Annotated in this window: 14 protein-coding genes; 10 read left to right on the forward strand and 4 right to left on the reverse strand. The window is 41.6% G+C overall.

Features of this window, described 5'->3' with window-relative positions:
* Positions 1–154: 154 nt before the first annotated feature.
* The 3 genes from GSQ74_RS22530 to GSQ74_RS22540 are packed head-to-tail and all read left to right on the forward strand — an operon-like array spanning position 155 to position 2,545.
* On the forward strand, positions 155–715 hold the full coding sequence (locus GSQ74_RS22530) for an RNA polymerase sigma factor (protein WP_158996439.1): 561 nt from the start codon (positions 155–157) through the stop codon (positions 713–715).
* Positions 712–1,266 (forward strand): hypothetical protein, encoded by a 555-nt coding sequence (locus GSQ74_RS22535; RefSeq protein ID WP_158996440.1) that lies wholly within the window; start codon positions 712–714, stop codon positions 1,264–1,266. The genes GSQ74_RS22530 and GSQ74_RS22535 overlap by 4 nt, the downstream gene beginning before the upstream one ends.
* Positions 1,247–2,545: a hypothetical protein gene (locus GSQ74_RS22540; protein WP_158996441.1), complete on the forward strand. Its 1,299-nt coding sequence runs from the start codon at positions 1,247–1,249 to the stop codon at positions 2,543–2,545. Before GSQ74_RS22535 ends, GSQ74_RS22540 begins: the two co-directional genes overlap by 20 nt.
* Before the next feature lie 85 nt (positions 2,546–2,630).
* Here the strand turns inward: GSQ74_RS22540 and GSQ74_RS22545 are convergent, their stop codons facing one another.
* Positions 2,631–3,818 carry a class I SAM-dependent rRNA methyltransferase gene (locus GSQ74_RS22545; RefSeq protein WP_158996442.1) on the reverse strand — a complete coding sequence of 396 codons (1,188 nt, stop codon included), beginning with the start codon at positions 3,816–3,818 and terminating at the stop codon, positions 2,631–2,633.
* Between the two features lie 130 nt (positions 3,819–3,948).
* On the opposite strand from GSQ74_RS22545, the gene GSQ74_RS22550 reads away from it, so the two are divergent.
* The gene (locus tag GSQ74_RS22550; RefSeq protein WP_158996443.1) at positions 3,949–4,662 is read left to right on the forward strand and encodes a hypothetical protein; all 714 of its coding nucleotides are present in this window, start codon (positions 3,949–3,951) and stop codon (positions 4,660–4,662) included.
* A gap of 122 nt (positions 4,663–4,784) precedes the next feature.
* Here GSQ74_RS22550 and GSQ74_RS22555 read toward each other — a convergent pair whose 3' ends face one another.
* Positions 4,785–8,102 carry a vitamin B12-dependent ribonucleotide reductase gene (locus tag GSQ74_RS22555; RefSeq protein ID WP_158996444.1) on the reverse strand — a complete coding sequence of 1,106 codons (3,318 nt, stop codon included), beginning with the start codon at positions 8,100–8,102 and terminating at the stop codon, positions 4,785–4,787.
* 475 nt (positions 8,103–8,577) lie between these two features.
* On the opposite strand from GSQ74_RS22555, the gene GSQ74_RS22560 reads away from it, so the two are divergent.
* Positions 8,578–9,168 carry a hypothetical protein gene (locus tag GSQ74_RS22560; protein ID WP_158996445.1) on the forward strand — a complete coding sequence of 197 codons (591 nt, stop codon included), beginning with the start codon at positions 8,578–8,580 and terminating at the stop codon, positions 9,166–9,168.
* A 143-nt stretch (positions 9,169–9,311) separates the two neighbouring features.
* Here GSQ74_RS22560 and GSQ74_RS22565 read toward each other — a convergent pair whose 3' ends face one another.
* Positions 9,312–9,722 carry a BrxA/BrxB family bacilliredoxin gene (locus GSQ74_RS22565; RefSeq protein WP_158996446.1) on the reverse strand — a complete coding sequence of 137 codons (411 nt, stop codon included), beginning with the start codon at positions 9,720–9,722 and terminating at the stop codon, positions 9,312–9,314.
* 218 nt (positions 9,723–9,940) lie between these two features.
* On the opposite strand from GSQ74_RS22565, the gene GSQ74_RS22570 reads away from it, so the two are divergent.
* A complete protein-coding gene (locus GSQ74_RS22570; protein WP_158996447.1) occupies positions 9,941–10,816 on the forward strand; it encodes a M23 family metallopeptidase in 876 nt (291 codons plus the stop codon).
* 13 nt (positions 10,817–10,829) lie between these two features.
* Positions 10,830–11,246 (forward strand): polymer-forming cytoskeletal protein, encoded by a 417-nt coding sequence (locus GSQ74_RS22575; RefSeq protein ID WP_158996448.1) that lies wholly within the window; start codon positions 10,830–10,832, stop codon positions 11,244–11,246.
* Here the strand turns inward: GSQ74_RS22575 and GSQ74_RS22580 are convergent.
* Positions 11,243–11,563, reverse strand: coding sequence for a hypothetical protein (locus GSQ74_RS22580; RefSeq protein ID WP_158996449.1), 321 nt, complete (start codon positions 11,561–11,563; stop codon positions 11,243–11,245). The two genes, GSQ74_RS22575 and GSQ74_RS22580, sit on opposite strands and share 4 nt — an antisense overlap.
* A 536-nt stretch (positions 11,564–12,099) precedes the next feature.
* Between GSQ74_RS22580 and ahcY the strand changes: the two genes are divergently transcribed.
* The 3 genes from ahcY (at position 12,100) to GSQ74_RS22595 (ending at position 15,194) form a co-directional block, all read left to right on the forward strand.
* Complete coding sequence (gene ahcY, locus GSQ74_RS22585) at positions 12,100–13,416, forward strand: adenosylhomocysteinase (RefSeq protein WP_158996450.1); 1,317 nt, start codon at positions 12,100–12,102, stop codon at positions 13,414–13,416.
* A 391-nt stretch (positions 13,417–13,807) separates the two neighbouring features.
* On the forward strand, positions 13,808–14,374 hold the full coding sequence (locus GSQ74_RS22590) for a carboxypeptidase-like regulatory domain-containing protein (protein WP_158996451.1): 567 nt from the start codon (positions 13,808–13,810) through the stop codon (positions 14,372–14,374).
* Between the two features lie 259 nt (positions 14,375–14,633).
* Complete coding sequence (locus tag GSQ74_RS22595; protein ID WP_158996452.1) at positions 14,634–15,194, forward strand: dihydrofolate reductase family protein; 561 nt, start codon at positions 14,634–14,636, stop codon at positions 15,192–15,194.
* Positions 15,195–15,380 lie beyond the last annotated feature (186 nt).

Here is a 15,380-nt window from a genome sequence, read left to right on the forward strand (position 1 = left end):
GTAGTATGAGCGAATAGCCTGCCCGCTTCTATCAGCGGGAACGCCCAAATCCACTTCTCTTGTTAAACACTCCTCCTCCATCAAAATAAAATAATCTTATCTTCATGCAACGTTCTAAAAAACGCTGTGTCTTGTTATATGAAAGCTGCAAAATTTGGAATCTGTATACATTGATAAGCATTACAACCTGGTGGTTGAGTGTAAGCAGGGTAGTAAAAAAGCCTGCTACGAGCTGTACAAGTTATATTCTAAAGCGATGTTAAACGTCGCCTTTAGGATAGTGGGCAATATTGCCGAGGCTGAAGATGTATTACAGGAATCGTTTTTAGATGCTTTTAATAAACTGAAAGATTTTAGGCAGGAAACCACATTTGGCCTTTGGCTTAAACAAATTGTGGTAAACCGTTCCATCAATCTTTTACGGAAGCGTAAAATGGACCTGGTTGATATTGACGGCGAACAACTGGACAATATACCGGATGAAGAGTTTGAAAGTGACGAAGAAACGTTATTTAAAGTAGCACAGGTTAAGGATGCTATGAAAGAGTTGCCGGATGGTTACCGGGTGGTATTATCCTTGTATTTATTAGAGGGTTACGACCATGAAGAAATAGGGCAGGTTTTAAACATTACAGAAAACACCTCGAGAACACAGTTTTTAAGGGCAAAAAGAAAATTAGCAGAGATATTAAAAAGGAAAGGGATAACACAATGAGCAAGCGATTAGAAGATTTTATCAGGGCGAACCGAGAGGAATTTGATGACCTTGAACCAAGAGCGGGCTTATGGGCGGAGATTGAAAAACAATTACCCGAAGAGCCAAAAAAGCGTGAAGCCAAAACATTCACCATAGGCTTTGTGCTGCGTGTGGCGGCTACCGTAATATTGGTAATGGGGATAAGCTTTATAGTATTTTTAAAGAGTATAGAAAAGAGAGGTGTTGACCTAGCGGATATTAACCCGGAATATGCCAAACAACAAATGCACTATGCATCGCTTGTGGAAACTAAGCGTACTGAGCTTAAACAAATTGCTAAAAGCGACCCGGCTTTGTACCAGGAGTTTAGTAAGGAAATAGCGCAAATGGATTCGACTTATAAAAAACTGAATAGCGATTTAGCCAACAGCCCCAACCAGGAGCTTGTTTTGCGGGCGATGATACAGAATTTACAGATACAAACAGAGGTGCTTAACCAGCAATTGAATGCGATTGAGCAATACAACCATGATAAAAAAGATCAAAAAAATGAAACCAAAGATATTTAATTCCGCAATTATAATAGTTGCCGCTTGCTTCGCCATAAGCTTAACAAGCCTTGCCCAAACTCCGGTTAAGGCAATCGCGCCAACAGATTCAGTAGTAGAGCCTGTTGCTCCAGCGGATATTAATGTGGAACCGGTAATTGTATCAACCAATACATCAACCACTATAAATACAAGAGTTATTAAAGTAAAGCTGCATAAGTTAAATGCACAGCTAAAAAAATTAAGCGTACAAGCCAATGCACAGGTAATGGCTGCAGTAAAAAACATCAATGTAGATGCTGATATAGATGATATTGCCCCGCAGGTAAATGTTATTGTTAGCAATGCAGGTGTTAATACTATCACAACAACTACTACCAATGATGATGACGACAGGGTTAAAAATTATAGCAAAACCTATCCTGCTGACGCAAATGATATAATATCGATAGAAAATAAATATGGTAATGTTACAGTTAACACCTGGAACAGGAATGAGGTTAAAGTAGATGTTCAAATAAAGGTTTCGGCCGGAAGTGACGATGCCACACAGAAACTACTGGATAATGTTAACATAAGCGATGCTAAAAATGGATCGTTAATCAGCTTCAGAACGATTATAGGCGAAGTAAAAAGTTCATGGTATTCGGTATTTCAGGGTGGCTCAAGCAGGAAAATGGAGATTAACTACATTGTTTATATGCCTGCAAAAAACGAACTGGTAATTGATAATCGTTACGGCGGCATTTATTTACCGGATCTGGACGGGAAAGTTACTATAAATAGCTCTTACGGCAGTCTTAAGGCCAGGTCATTAACCAATGAAAGCACGCTAAGAGTAAAATATGGCAATGCCAACATAGACAATTTAAACAATTCCACTATCCAGCTTTCTTACGGTGATCTTACTGTTGGATCGGTAAATGCGCTTACGGCAGATGTAAGTTATAGCCCGGTTAAAATAGGCAAATTGCATACTTCGGCAACTATAAACTTAAGATATGGCGGTGGTTTACAAATTGGCGATCTGGATAGAACAGTAAAGAGTTTAGACATATCTTCATCCTACTCCAATATAGACATTGGTCTTAGCGGCGACGAAAATGCCGACTTTGCGATAGTAACCCGCTACGGTGATTTTAATTACGGCGAGCATGCATTTACCGTAACCGCTAAAACACCCGATGATGGTGAAAAAGGCTTCCACTCAACCAAAAGCTATAAAGGGTATATAGGCAGAGCCAATAGTGGTAAAACGATTGCCATTAATTCGAACTATGGTAATGTGAAGTTTAATTAGAGAGTCAAGAATCAAGACAAAAAAGAGCCGGTAACTAATTTACCGGCTCTTTTTTATAATATCTTTTTCGCAGCTATCTTGATTCTTACCAGACCCGGCACAATAGTCCCTTCAAATATTCTCCTTCTGGGAATGATGCCCTTACAGGATGATCTTCGGGTTGGCAAAATTGATAGATAAATTGTACCTGCTTTCCTGCATCCAGTGCAGCCCAGGCTAGTACTTGCTTAAAGGTTTCCATGTTCATGGCACCTGAGCAGGAGTAGGTGGCTAATAAGCCGCCATTGTTAAGCAATAGCATCGCTAATCTATTCAGATCTTTATAAGCACGGGATGCCCTATCTAACGCCGAGCGCGATGGGGCGTATTTAGGTGGATCAAGCACAATGATGTCAAACTTTTCTTCCTGTTCCCTGAAAGCCCTTAATTGTTTGTTAACGTCGGATTGTATGGCGATGTGTTTTGCTGCATCGAGGTTGTTTAGCTTGATGTTTTCGCGCAGCGTCTCAATAGCTAAGGCTGAACTGTCCACACTGGTAACTGATGATGCGCCGTTGTGTAAACTGTTTAAAGTGAAACCACCGGTATAGCTAAAGCAATCCAATACCTTTTTGCCTTTGGCGTGGCTTGCCACTATTTTACGATTATCGCGCTGATCACAGTAAAAACCTGATTTTTGGCCTTCGGCGATGTTGATGTTGTAAACGATGCCGTTTTCCTTAACTTCCACATTTTCCGGCGGACTGTTTAAAGTAAGCGCCACGTTTGAGGTTTGTAAACCTTCGTGCTCGCGCGATGAAGCGTCGCTTTTATCGAAAATGCTTTCGGGTTTTAATAGATTATTCAGTTCATCAATAATAACGGGCATTACCTTTTCAATACCCGAGGTAAGGATCTGTACAGCCAAATGGTTATTGTATTTATCTACGATTAATCCCGGCAAATAATCCGATTCGCTGAAAATCAAGCGACAGGTGTTTGTAGTACCATCTGCCAAAATATTGGCACGGCTTTTTACAGCAACACCTACTTTCTCGCGGAACCAAGTATCATCTACCACAGTGTTCTCGTCCCATTCCAGCAAGCGTAAGGCCACGCGCGATTGATCGTTATAAAAACCATAAGCCATAAAATCGCCTTTGGCATTTAATAATTTTACAATATCACCATTTTCCGGGCTGCCCTTTACACGCTCAATAGCGCCGGAAAACACCCATGGATGGCGCTGTAGTACCGCTTTTTCCTTACCTTTTTTAAGAATTACTTCGAACATTGTGCAAAGGTAAGAAAGTTTGTAACTATCATTTCACTGGTTTATCGTCTCGTGTAACTCCAATTTTACTCAACTAAAAATCAATAAATTATATCTTTTTGTAGATTTATACTAACCAATTTCTATCCGCATGAAGAAGATAGTTTTGCTGCTTTTTTTATTAACAGCAGCGGGAGGATCATTTGCACAGCTTGCCGCTAACGACTCTATTAAAAACGTTTTTGTTCTATCACTCGGAGCGCATCAAACATTTATGAACAACCCCGGCTTTAACAACTGGACATTAACAAACTATCACAGAAAAATAAATAACCCCATAAATATCGAAGGCGACCTTACTTTCTTTATAAAAACCTATGATGTGGGGCTTCAGTATAGTGCAAATTCATTTGCGTTTACCACAGCGCACCTGGGCCTGCAATTAACGACGGCACAAAGCAGGCTGTCATCATGGGTAGATTTTGATTTTGGCCAGTTATACATTAAACGGACAGATATGGCACCAATCGATTATACGCCAACACCCGACCAACAAGGTAAAAAGTTAAAGCTGGAATATAGTTCGTATTATATTGGCTTAACCAGTAAAAACTATCTTAACAATTTGCATTTTCATTTCGGCAAGCATAAAAAAACATCGTTTAACGCTGGGTTCTATTTAAGCGCAGGTTATGATCCGTTTAACGACCGGCAATGGACTTATGGATACAATGATAATGCGCATACTACCATTAATAGCGATGGCACTACAACCGTTCCATATAAAAGTGTAACTATTAATAGCATCCCGCCGCTGAACCGCTTTTTTATGGAAGCCGGTATATTTGCAGGAATAGGGAATTAGATCATCTTCACAAAAAAGCCCTGCTCCGATGGCAACCGGGCAGGGCTCAAATAATTAACATATAAACTGAACACTATATCCAGGTGGTTGAGAACCTGAATATTAGTTGTATAAATTCGTGATTAACTGCAACCCATAGAGTTACCGCAGTTTAAACATTTGTAGCAGGTACCCGATCTTATCGTAGTATGTCCGCAAACATTACAACTCGGCGCATCGCTTTGTACACCCATGCTTAGATCCACTGTCATGGCTTGTTTTTTGGTTACGCCACTATCGTTTTTTACCGGGGCATAAACGTTGGTTTCATCAGGGTTAACATCGCTATCCTGCATTTGAGGATTACCGGTTACCGCGTTTTGCTCGGTAATTATATGTACCAGATCGGTGCGGTTTTGGTATTCGTAGCCTAATAGTCTGAATATAAAGTCGATGATTGATGTTGAGCTTTTAATATTCGGGTGCCCCATCACCATACCTGCCGGTTCAAAGCGAGTAAAGGTGAATTTTTCCACATATTCTTCTAAAGGAACACCGTATTGCAGACCTACTGATACCGCGATAGCGAAGCAGTTCATCAACGAGCGGAAGGTCGCGCCCTCTTTGTGCATATCCACAAATATTTCGCCTAAAGTTCCGTCCTCATATTCACCTGTGCGAACAAACACCGTTTGGCCGTCAATAGTTGCTTTTTGGGTAAATCCACGGCGTTTGTATGGCAGGCTCTTCTTTTGTACCACGCGAGATAGCTGGCGCATAAAGCTGGTGTCTTTTGAGCGCTCCATAATGGCCATGGCGGCTTCTAATACTTGCTCGGGCGTTAAGTCGCTTAGTTTTACATTAGCAGCTTCTCCTAAAACTTCTTCAACGGTATCCAGCTTTTCTTCGGCTTCTTCTTTAGCGTCGGATTTGGTAGATAATGGCTGTGATAATTTACAACCATCACGGTAAAGTGCATTGGCCTTTAAGCCTAATTGCCATGATAATTCGTAACAATCTTTTATCTCATCAACCTTAGCCTCATTTGGCAAATTGATTGTTTTTGAGATAGCGCCTGACAAAAACGGCTGTGCAGCTGCCATCATTTTAATGTGGCCATGTGCGTGGATATAACGCTCGCCTTTTGCACCGCATTTATTGGCGCAATCGAATATCGGATAATGTTCTTCTTTTAAATATGGGGCGCCTTCAAGCGTCATCGTGCCGCAGATATACTCATTGGCTTCGTTGATCTGTTTGCGGCTAAAGCCTAAAGTACGCAGTACGTTAAAGTCAGGTGCATTGTATTGCTCGGCAGTGATACCTAAGCGTTTTAAGCATTCTTCGCCGAGGCTCCAGATGTTGAACGCGAAGCTAATCTCGAATGCGGAAACTAATCCTTTATCTAATTTCTCTAACTCATCTTGGGTAAAGCCTTTTGCTTTTAGGGTATCTACGTTAATGTGCGGAGCTCCTGCTAAGGTAGCTGCTCCTTTGGCGTAATTTACAATAGCCTTAACTTCATGATCCTGGTAGCCCAGGTTGCTTAAGGCCTCAGGAACTGCCTGGTTAATAATCTTGAAGTAACCACCACCTGATAGCTTTTTAAATTTCACTAAAGCAAAGTCAGGCTCGATACCGGTAGTATCGCAATCCATTACCAAACCAATGGTGCCGGTTGGCGCAATAACGGTGGTTTGGGCATTGCGGTAACCATACTGTTCGCCCATTTCAACTGCTTTGTCCCACGCATTGCAAGCGGCAGAAAGCAGGTAATCCGGACATTGTTTTTGATCGATTCCCGGAGGGAAAATTTCTAAGCCTTCGTAGTTTCCGGTAGAGTTATATGCAGCGTAACGGTGATTGCGCATTACACGCAGCATATGTTGCTTATTATTTTTGTATTCGCTAAATGCGCCTAACTCACGTGCCATCTCGGCGGATGCTGCATAGGCAGTACCAGTCATGATCGCGGTGATAGCGCCGCCAATTGCGCGGGCTTTATCGCTATCGTATGGGATACCGTTCACCATTAAGGCAGAACCTAAGTTGGCGTAGCCTAAACCAAGGGTGCGGTAATCGTAGGACAGCTGAGCAACTTCTTTTGAAGGGAATTGTGCCATCAAAACAGATATTTCCAGAACGATGGTCCAGATACGGCAAGTGTGTTCAAAACCCTTTACATCAAACGCACGTGTTTTTGGATCGAAGTAATGTGCCAGGTTGATGGATGCTAAATTACAAGCCGTATTATCCAGGAACATATATTCTGAGCAAGGATTTGAGGCATTGATTCGGCCGCCTTCGGGGCAGGTATGCCACTCGTTGATGGTGCTATCATATTGCACACCCGGATCGGCGCAAGCCCATGCCGCGAAAGCGATATCATCCCATAATTTTTGTGAAGAGATAGATTTGATAGGTTTGCCAGTCATTCGGCTGGTCAACTCCCAATTTTTGCCTTCTTTCAAGGCATTGAAGAAACTGTTGGGTATACGAACCGAGTTGTTTGAGTTTTGACCGGATACGGTGCGATAAGCCTCGCCTTCATAATCCGAAGAATAGCCTGCTGCTATTAATGCGGCTACTTTTTTCTCTTCTTCAACCTTCCAATTTACAAAACCTTCAATTTCCGGGTGATCAAGATCAAGACAAACCATTTTGGCTGCGCGACGGGTAGTTCCGCCTGATTTGATTGCTCCGGCTGCCCTGTCGCCTATTTTAAGGAACGACATTAAGCCTGATGAGTAACCACCACCTGAAAGTTTTTCGCTCTCGCCACGGATTTTGGAGAAGTTGGTGCCAACCCCTGAACCATATTTAAAGATGCGCGCTTCACGAACCCAAAGATCCATAATGCCGCCTTCGTTCACTAAATCATCATCCACTGATAAAATAAAACAAGCATGTGGCTGCGGGCGTTCGTAGGCTGAAGTCGATTTGCTTAACTTTTCGGTAATTGGATCAACATAATAGTGGCCCTGTGGTTTGCCGGTGATGCCATAAGAGCTATGTAAGCCTGTATTGAACCATTGCGGTGAGTTTGGTGCTGCCAGCTGACCGGTTATAGTATATACTATTTCGTCATAAAATATATCAGCATCTTTTTGCGATGCGAAGTAACCGTAGCGTGAGCCCCAGTCCTTCCAGCAATTAGCCATGCGGTGGGCCACCTGCTTAATGCTATTTTCTGACCCGGTTGTACCATCGGCTTGCGGCACCATAGCTTTGCGAAAATATTTTTGAGCAAGGATATCGGTAGCTACCTGCGACCATGCGGCGGGCACCTCAACATTATTCATTTCGAACACCGCATCACCGGAAGGGTTGCGGATTACCGACGAGCGTTTCTCATATTTGAACAGGTCAAACACGTTTACTCCATCTTTGGTGAAGTATCTATCAACCTTTAATCCTTTTCCGCCAGTGCCTGGTGTTTTCTTTGATATTTTGCTGCCCATTTTCGTATTGAATTATAGTGAGTTGGCCGGCTAAAAGATTTTAGAGGCCGTTACTCAAATCTATTATTCTCAAAAGCAGAATTCTATTTTGAGTTTTCAACACCCTGTGGGTAAAGTACCTTGATTTCGTATTCAGTTTTGCAGAATGCTTGTTTACAGGAATTTAACGCTGTTGATAACTTAAATTAACGCGTTTTTGGGGTGCTTTTTTGGGCCTTGTCTGTGCGGAGGCACATGTTTTTTTCTCTGGTATAGCTGCGCTAAGCATTAGATTAAATGTAACGAAGCCTCGCGAGTTTTTGTGATTACACTTATGAATGTTATTGCCTTAATCTTATCTTCTATTTCAGGAATTTATAAGAATATTTTGATCTCATATCGGATAATATATTAAAAAGACCGGGCAATATTGTATAAATTAATAGTTAAATATGGCTTTATCTTTAGGCTAATTATAAACCATAATCTCAATAATATGAAAACCTTTAAACCCGTTTTGCCATTGGCAATGTTGTTGTGTATTTTTACTTTTAACACATCAAAAGCAATTGACCCAGGCAATAAGCAGCCGCTTGCCAAACAAAACCAAACGCTCTTTTCGGCAATGAAATACTTTCCGCTAAAACATTTACATCATTTATCAACGGGGAAATTAACAGTTGTAAAAGCTCTCAACCCAAAATTGCAGTCAAACAAAAGTAATGCGGTAAACTATGTCCGGGTTTACCTTCAGGAGCCCTCTTACCAGTCTGAGGAGTATTCGGTTAGCATATCTAACGGATCCAACAATTACACATTCGACACGGCTGAATTTCAAAGAGGTCCAGATGGCAATTATGATTTCGGTTATATAGCGCCGGGTGTTTACACCATTGACATTTCTGTTGAAGGAGACGAATGGTGGTTTGGTGCAGATATTAATTTTAATGATTCAAATAACAATACCGTAGATGAGACTGTAGACGAAGTTTCCATGCCTGCCAATGATATTGTTTACTATAACCAGGATATTGGTGATGTGGTAGGCAATTTTTTAACCATATCTATGTGGAAAGATGAAGAATAAAACGTATTACAATTAAAAAACATGCTGGCAACAAACCGGTCAGGGTCCGAAGATTATTCTTCCGGCTTTTTTGTTTCAATTTTAGCGTACAAAAAAGCCTGCATGTTTTACATGCAGGCTTTTTGATATTTCTTTTAAAATACTTAGCAATATTGCTCAAACGCGCCAATCAGGTTATCAGCGATCATTTGTGCCGGGCGGCCTTCAATCTGGTGGCGCTCGATGATGTGTACTAATTTACCATCTTTAAACAAAGCAATAGCCGGTGATGACGGAGGGTAAGGCAACATGTAGTTACGTGCAGCGTTTACGGCTTCGGTTTCCATACCTGCGAATACAGTAACGAATTTATCAGGATGTTTTTCGCTTTGGGTAGCCATGCGTGCAGCAGGGCGGGCATTAGCTGCCGCACATCCACAAACAGAATTCACCATAACTAATACGGTTCCTTCGCTTTCAATAGCTTTTTTTACTGACGCTGAATCCTTTAACTCCTCAAAACCTACAGTGGTTAATTCGGCCCGCATGGGGGCAACTAAATATTCTGGGTACATTTTTATCTAATTAAATTGATTACAAAAATAATAAATGATTAGCAGTTAACACCCAAAAAACCGAATATTAACACTTTACTGACGCAATAAAGACTTGTTACGACAGTTATTATGTCACGTTTAAACAAACATTACGTCTTTTACGTACAAGCCGGTGCATTACAACGGGTTGGTTTATTTAAGCTGATTATTTATATTGCAATCCCTAATTAATAAAAATGAAATTTAAACCCTCCGGTATAAGTACGGTAATAATTGTGGATAAAACCAAAGGGGCGTCCAAAACATTACAGGTAAAAACCAAACATATTAGCCGTTTAAAGCATTATGTGGCAAGCGTACTGGGCTTAATAGTGATACTTTCGGGCACTATTTTTTACTTAAACAGACAAAACAAACAGCAAGAAATAGAAAAGGCACAATTGCAGGCCCAGATAATAAAACTTAAAAATGCAATTCCTCCACCAGCCCCGGCTGTGAATGCTCCAAGCCAAAACAAAGCACAAACTTATATACAGGAAATTGAGGGCAAGCTGCAAACTATAAACTCTTATTTAAAGAAACGTGGTCTGCGTGGTTTTTCGACCAAAGCGGTTGGTGGCAATGGCGGCGAAGAAGATGCCAGCAAACTTACTGATGAAGAAAAATACTCGTTATATGATGATTATTTGAGTCGTTTTTTAACTGCTGTGGCTTTTACACCGATGGGTTATCCGCGCATTAGTTCATTAACATCATACTTTGGCTACCGGAGCGATCCATTTGATGGCGGCCATGCAGAGTTTCATCCCGGGATTGATTTTAAAGGTGAACGCGGCGACGCGGCTAAATGCACCGCTAATGGCAGGGTTGTTTTTGCCGGATGGTTTGGCGGTTATGGCAATTGCGTACGCATTCAGCATAAAAACAACTTCGAAACTTTATATGGCCACCTTTCGCGCATTACCGTAAAAGTTGGGCAGGAAGTTACCGCGGGTGAAAAAATTGGCGAAATTGGCTCAACCGGGCGGTCAACAGGCAATCACCTGCATTACGAGGTACGCAAAAATGGCAAGCCTGTAAATCCTATCAGTTACTTATCATTAAACAACTAACAAACAATATACCATGTCACTTTTTAAAAAAGATAAAGTTGCCCTTGATATGCAATCCATTTCGACACTGATTAGCGAAGGCTGTATTTTGGATGGTAATTTAAAAGCACCCGATTTTGCACGCATCGACGGCCAGATAACAGGCGATGTGATGGTTGATGAAGGCTTGATATTGGGTGAAAAAGGATCGATATTGGGCAATGTAGTTACCAAGGAATTGGTAGTTTACGGTACGATAACCGGTAACTTGCAAGTTACTTCGTTAGAAATAAGGGCAACCGGAAAAGTAACCGGCGAAATACGCACCCAAACATTACAAGTTGAAAATGGCGCCGTGTATAACGGAAGTTTATCGATGACGCAAAATGCTAAACTGGCGCAAAGTAACCAAACGGCAAGTAAAGCAAAACCCAAATTGATAGAGGTTTAGTTGTCGCTATTACGCTCCTCTACTTTGGCACTTAGGCAAACACCATCTTTAATATCAATCAATAATACCGATATTACATTCATACCGGCTGCTGTACCGATGGTCAGCAGCCAATCTACAAATGAAAGCCTGAAGAACAACAGGTACATGATGGTACCGTAATAGGGCGTCATGCAGATGGGGCAGCCGTATATTGGCTTGTAGAGATGCCCCTCGGGTTTTATCAGCTTTTTTATCCCTTCAAATATCATCCCCTGCCAACTGCATGCATGGATGAATAATACGATCATGGCTATGATGAATGCGTGCTCTATCATGGGGTGTCGCTTGTTATGTATTGTTGTTCAATAGGACAATGATTTTTGGGGGAAAAGGTTTGAACGCACCTTGACTTTTAGGATTTATGAGATTTTTAGGATGATTTTGAATGCAGAGTTGACTCACCCGGTCATTGCTTCGCTCGACCACCCTCTCTTCGCCTGCGGCGGAAAGAGGGTAGGTACAATTATTAAAAGCAAATAGTATCAGTCAACATCAGTCTTCAATTTTCTTTCGCCCTCTTTCCGCCGTAGGCGAAGAGAGGGCCGACAAGCGGCCGAGCGATGTCGGGGTGAGTTTCGCGTTAAGGATTGGAAGGGTTGAGCCAGACGGAGGAGGGGCCAGAGCTAAGCGCAGCCCTGAAAAGCCTGGGCCGCAGGCAACGCCCAAAAGTTTACCCCCTCCGCCCCCTTTGTCGACACCTCCCCTAAATTTAGGAGGAGGCCGGGTAGAGGTTATAAGGCCGAGTGAGGTTAAACAAGTTTTAATTCACATTTATATTACTTAATTTTGCAATCAAATAATCAGAAACAATATGTCATCAGTAGAGACAGCATACACCAAGTACAAGGTAAAAGACCTTTCATTAGCTGAATGGGGCCGCAAGGAGATTGAATTAGCCGAAGCAGAAATGCCGGGTTTAATGGCTTTACGTAAAGAGTACGGACCATCAAAAGCATTAAAAGGCGCGCGCATTGCAGGTTGCCTGCATATGACTATTCAAACTGCAGTTTTGATAGAAACTTTGATTGAACTGGGTGCAGAAGTTACCTGGTCGTCATGTAATATATTTTCAACTCAGGACCATGCTGCCGCGGCTATTGCAGCTGCCGGAACTTCTGTTTATGCCTGGAAAGGTTTAAATGAGCAGGAATTTGACTGGTGTATTGAGCAAACTTTATTTTTTGGTGAAGACCGCAAGCCATTAAACATGATTTTGGATGATGGCGGCGATTTAACCAATATGGTATTAGATAGATACCCTGAGTTGATCAGCGGCATTAAAGGTTTATCAGAAGAAACCACTACCGGTGTTCACCGTTTATATGAGCGTGTTAAAGCAGGTACATTACCAATGCCAGCTATTAACGTGAATGATTCGGTTACCAAATCGAAATTTGATAATAAATACGGTTGCCGTGAATCGTTGGTTGACGCGATCCGTCGTGCTACTGATGTGATGATGGCCGGTAAAGTGGCTGTTGTTTGCGGTTATGGCGATGTGGGCAAAGGCTCGGCAGATTCATTACGCAACGCGGGTGTACGTGTTATTGTTACTGAAATTGACCCGATCTGCGCTTTACAGGCAGCTATGGAAGGTTTCGAAGTGAAGAAATTAGATACGGCAATTAGCGAGGCTGATATTATTGTTACCGCTACCGGAAACATGAACATTGTACGCGAGAAACACTTCCGCGCGTTGAAAGACAAAGCGATTGTTTGTAACATCGGTCACTTTGATAACGAGATTGACATGGCCTGGTTAAACGGTGCTTATGGCAATACCAAAATTGAAATTAAACCACAGGTTGATAAATACACCATCGACGGTAGCGACGTTATCGTGCTTGCTGAAGGTCGTTTAGTAAACTTAGGTTGCGCAACTGGCCACCCAAGTTTTGTGATGAGTAACTCGTTTACCAACCAAACTTTAGCTCAATTAGAGCTTTGGAACAATGGCGATAAATACGAAAACAAAGTATACACCCTACCTAAACACCTTGACGAAAAGGTTGCCCGTTTGCACCTTGCCAAAATTGGTGTTGAACTGGAAGTATTAGATCAAAACCAAGCTGAGTATATCGGCGTTACGGTTGAAGGTCCGTTTAAACCGGAGTACTACAGGTACTAGATTCAAGAAGTAAGATTCAAGAGGGCATAGTTTTAGGACTGTGCCCTTTTTTTGTGGATAAAAGTGGTGCGGTGAAAACACCATAGGTGTTCAGAATATTAAAAAAATTCAATTGTACTCGAATAAATTAGGTGTAGTGGGGGTCATCCTGAGCATAGTCGAAGGGTTAGCGTAAAGGCCTGCCCGCATGCTTGGACTACGCTCAGCATGACCCTTTTTTGATCTTCCGAACACCCATGTTGAAAACACCGACAACAAGCTAAAGCCGTCGGCCAAAAAACAAAAAGCTACCGAATATTGTTAAGATAAAACATTAAAAAGCACTATTACTATGAAGATCTTTAAATTTAGTACAATAATACTCTTGATACTTTGCACACATTGTTTGAGTATGGCCCAGTATGTTCAACCGGAAAAAACGATAGACACTATTAAGCTGATGCCACAAACAAATTTTGATGTTATAGCAGCAAAAAGTGCACTTGCACCGGGGAAAGCAACAATTAAAGGCGTAGCATTTACAAAACCCAAAACCTCGTTTGGATATAAAGCTCCATTTGCTCCGCGTATTTATGCTAATAGGATTAAAATATTATTGTTTCCGGTAACACCGTATTTACTTGAATACTTGGAACTCAGGAAACAAGCTAATTATAAAAAATTGAAATTTGCCTATATGTCCAATGAAGCATGGAAGTATCATTATTACGCTATTACTAATAGTGCCGGCGAATTTACTTTTCCAAACTTAAAGCCTGGAAAATACTACATCGAAGGGTTGCTAAACTGGACATCTACAGGCTCATACAACCAGTATACAGGTAGCGGGTACGGCAATTACGGCGACCGGACAGACTATTATGATACCAAATACTATAATGTTGCACATGCAGATCTACTGAATACTATTGTTGAGATTAAAGACGAGAATGAAGTATTGGAAATGAAGCTGAAATAATCAAACAAACGATTTACGAAAAAAACAGATAGCATAAATGCCGGAGCGCTATAGCCGCAACAGCTGCATGGTGTAAACTGAATTAACGTCTGCCGGGTACTTTGTATTTATCGAAAAGTTAATCCAGTCTCCGTAGGGTTTAGTCCGCGATTAGTAAATATATGGTGCATGGAGACCTCTTAAGACACCCATAAAAAACCCACTAATACTATTTTGAAAATTTATTATTTTTAGTCACCAAAAAACTAAAAGCAATCAAATGAGAAAGTTAATCTTCGCAATCAACACGAGCTTAGATGGCTGCTGCGACCATACCAAATTTTTCCCCAGTGAAGATACTATGGACTATTTTATCCAGTTGGTGCGGGGTACCGGTACATTCGTTTACGGACGAAAAACTTATGAATTGATGGTTCCTTATTGGCCCGATGTTGCAAAAAATCCTGAAGGTGATAGGGATTCAGATATAGAATATGCCCATGCATTTACTGCCGTCGAAAAAATTGTTGTCTTCTCAAAATCATTAACCAGCGTTGAAGACGAAAAAACAAGGATCGTTCGTACAAACCTGCACCAAGAAGTGCTTAAATTGAAACAGGAACCAGGCAAAAATATTTTAGTCGGCGGTGTAGATCTTGCTTCGCAGCTTGCAGCGCTCGGTCTGATTGATGAATATCGTATTGTGGTTCACCCGCTGGTTGTGGGAGACGGGAGACGGTTGTTTGAAGGTATCAACCTGCAAGAGAAATTACAATTAAAGCTTGTTGAGCCGACGGTTTTTAAGTCGGGGGCTGTTGCACTTCGGTACCTGAAACAATGAGCGGAAAACTTTGCGGCAGGAGCTATATTTCTAACCCACACTGGCTTTAGTTTCCAGTCTCCGCAGGGTCCTTTCCGAGTTTAAGTTAACCCACAAAATCACGGGCTGTTATTAGCGTATTTGTAGCCGATCATTAAGGACTGAAAAAAGGCATAGCCTTTCCAAAGTGTTTGCCAGCCAGGCAAG

It is taken from the genome of Mucilaginibacter sp. L196 (genome assembly GCF_009765905.1).
In the GTDB taxonomy this organism is placed as follows: domain Bacteria; phylum Bacteroidota; class Bacteroidia; order Sphingobacteriales; family Sphingobacteriaceae; genus Mucilaginibacter.

What these genes read in the sequence shown, in the direction of transcription:
- GSQ74_RS22535 (WP_158996440.1), top strand. Translation starts at nt 712, where the DNA reads ATGAGCAAGCGATTAGAAGATTTTATCAGGGCGAACCGAGAGGAATTT.
- GSQ74_RS22540 (WP_158996441.1), top strand. Translation starts at nt 1,247, where the DNA reads ATGAAACCAAAGATATTTAATTCCGCAATTATAATAGTTGCCGCTTGC.
- GSQ74_RS22545 (WP_158996442.1), bottom strand. Translation starts at nt 3,818, where the DNA reads ATGTTCGAAGTAATTCTTAAAAAAGGTAAGGAAAAAGCGGTACTACAG.
- GSQ74_RS22550 (WP_158996443.1), top strand. Translation starts at nt 3,949, where the DNA reads ATGAAGAAGATAGTTTTGCTGCTTTTTTTATTAACAGCAGCGGGAGGA.
- GSQ74_RS22555 (WP_158996444.1), bottom strand. Translation starts at nt 8,102, where the DNA reads ATGGGCAGCAAAATATCAAAGAAAACACCAGGCACTGGCGGAAAAGGA.
- GSQ74_RS22560 (WP_158996445.1), top strand. Translation starts at nt 8,578, where the DNA reads ATGAAAACCTTTAAACCCGTTTTGCCATTGGCAATGTTGTTGTGTATT.
- GSQ74_RS22565 (WP_158996446.1), bottom strand. Translation starts at nt 9,722, where the DNA reads ATGTACCCAGAATATTTAGTTGCCCCCATGCGGGCCGAATTAACCACT.
- GSQ74_RS22570 (WP_158996447.1), top strand. Translation starts at nt 9,941, where the DNA reads ATGAAATTTAAACCCTCCGGTATAAGTACGGTAATAATTGTGGATAAA.
- GSQ74_RS22575 (WP_158996448.1), top strand. Translation starts at nt 10,830, where the DNA reads ATGTCACTTTTTAAAAAAGATAAAGTTGCCCTTGATATGCAATCCATT.
- GSQ74_RS22580 (WP_158996449.1), bottom strand. Translation starts at nt 11,563, where the DNA reads ATGATAGAGCACGCATTCATCATAGCCATGATCGTATTATTCATCCAT.
- ahcY (WP_158996450.1), top strand. Translation starts at nt 12,100, where the DNA reads ATGTCATCAGTAGAGACAGCATACACCAAGTACAAGGTAAAAGACCTT.
- GSQ74_RS22590 (WP_158996451.1), top strand. Translation starts at nt 13,808, where the DNA reads ATGGCCCAGTATGTTCAACCGGAAAAAACGATAGACACTATTAAGCTG.
- GSQ74_RS22595 (WP_158996452.1), top strand. Translation starts at nt 14,634, where the DNA reads ATGAGAAAGTTAATCTTCGCAATCAACACGAGCTTAGATGGCTGCTGC.